The sequence below is a fragment of the Clostridium sp. 1001270J_160509_D11 genome (genome assembly GCF_015667935.1).
Classification (GTDB): Bacteria; Bacillota; Clostridia; order Peptostreptococcales; family Peptostreptococcaceae; genus Intestinibacter.
The window spans coordinates 1-2,049 of sequence record NZ_JADPET010000242.1; the positions used below are offsets into that span (position 1 = coordinate 1).

2 protein-coding genes are annotated in these 2,049 nt (G+C 23.4%); one reads left to right on the top strand and one right to left on the bottom strand.

Features of this window, described 5'->3' with window-relative positions:
• Nucleotides 1-129 precede the first annotated feature (129 nt).
• Nucleotides 130-1,578 carry a DEAD/DEAH box helicase gene (locus I4U58_RS13650; protein WP_195931880.1) on the top strand — a complete coding sequence of 483 codons (1,449 nt, stop codon included), beginning with the start codon at nucleotides 130-132 and terminating at the stop codon, nucleotides 1,576-1,578.
• A gap of 27 nt (nucleotides 1,579-1,605) precedes the next feature.
• Here I4U58_RS13650 and I4U58_RS13655 read toward each other — a convergent pair.
• A partial coding sequence (locus tag I4U58_RS13655; protein WP_195931881.1) for a hypothetical protein occupies nucleotides 1,606-2,049 on the bottom strand: 444 nt, incomplete at its 5' end.

The window sequence follows — 2,049 nt, forward strand, 5'->3', positions numbered from 1 at the left end:
TAAAGTCGGCTTCTAAAGATAGTATTCCTATTCCCAAAATCGCTATTATACTGCTTATTATTCCGTATTTGTCTAGTAGTATTTTGATATAATATGTAGATGAAAAAGAATTAGTTTAAGGAGAATAAAATGAAAAAATTTGATGAATTTAATTTAGATAAGGAGATTTTAAAATCATTAAATATCTTAAATTACAATACACCTACAGAAGTGCAAGATAAAGTAATACCTAAATTAATAGATAAAAATAATATTTTAGTTAAATCTAAAACAGGAACAGGAAAGAGTGCATCATTTGCAATACCTATATGTAATCAAATAAAATCACTAGAAAAAGATTTAAAAGCATTAGTAATTGTACCTACTAGAGAATTAGCTCTACAAGTAAAAGAAGAAATTGAAAATATAGGACGAATAAAAAGAATAAAATGCAGTGCAATTTTAGGAAAAGACTCATTTAATAATCAAGTATTAGAATTAAAACAAGGTGTTAATGTTATAGTAGCGACACCCGGGAGAATGATAGATCATATAACAAAGGGCAGTGTAGACTTAAGTAAATTAGAGTATTTTGTTATAGATGAAGTAGATAAAATGTTTACAAAAGGATTCAAAACAGATATCGATACAATTATGAAAAATATAGACAAAAATGTATGTAAAGCATTTTTCTCAGCAACAGTAGAAGATGACTTAAAAAATATATGTGATGAATATATGAAAGAATATGATTATATCGAAATAAAAGAATCTATAAATAAACTACAAAATAAAATACTTCAACAATATATACAAGTTGATATAAAAAACAGCTCAAAATATAAATATTTAGAATCGTTATTATATAAATTTAAGCCAGATACTGCGATTATATTTACAAATACAAAAAAACAAGCCCAAAATCTATATGAAAAAATGAAAGAAAGTGGATTTTTAGTAGAACATATTAGTGGAGATATATCACAAGAGAGAAGATTTTACATAATAGATTCTTTCAAAAAACATGAATTTAATATATTAATAAGTAGTGATATTATATCTAGAGGTATTCATATAGATGATGTATCTTTAGTTGTAAATTACGATATTCCAGTAGATAAAGAAATTTATGTCCATAGAATTGGAAGAACAGGAAGGGCTGGAAAAGACGGAGTAGCAGTTAGTTTAGTATCAGAGCAAGATTATAAATACTTCGAAGAAATTAAAGATTATATAAAACAAGAAATTGACTTAATAGAAGTTGAGCATGATGAAAAAGATAAAGTAGATTATAAAATAAAAGTAAACGAATTAAAAGAAGGTAGTAGTTTAAGTACTAATTCTGATGAAGATAAGTTTGGTGGAGAAATTACAAAAATTCATATAAACATAGGAAAGAAGAAAAAAATAAGAATTGGCGATATAGTAGGAGCTTTAAACAATATAGAAAATATAGAAAATAGCGACTTAGGCGTTATAAAAATATATGATAATTACTCAACAGTAGATATATTAAATAAAAAAGGCAAAGATTTCTTAAATAACAATAGTGAAATAATAGTTAAAAATAAAAAAGCTAAAATAAGAGAAGAAAAATAATAAAAAGGTGTTTTAAATAACACCTTTTTATGCTAAAAGAGAACCTTTAATATAAGCATATTTTAATGTTTTTTGTTTTGGAGTATCATAAAGAGCCATAATTTTTACTTGGCTTTGAGGAAAATCATCTTCAAAAATTGTAAATAATGAATTTAAGTTATTATACATTTTATAGATATCATTTTTGTTTATTTTCATTTTTATAGATGAAATCATATCTTCGGTAGATATTTTAGTAGAGGACTCAAGTTTGCTTTTTATTTTATAAATTGAATCTTCGTATTCGATATAATAAGTATTATCTATAAATAAATATGGGAAAATAGATTTTTCAAATTCATCAAATTTATTTTCTTTTATATTTGTTATCTTATATAAGATAGTTAGTTTATTTGGATCTAAATTAAATTTTTTAGTCAATGAATTTATTAGTATAGGGTTTATTTCTTGAAAATTTATGTACATAAAAAC

Coding starts and splice junctions, on each gene's coding strand:
- I4U58_RS13650 (WP_195931880.1), top strand. CDS start 130: ATGAAAAAATTTGATGAATTTAATTTAGATAAGGAGATTTTAAAATCA.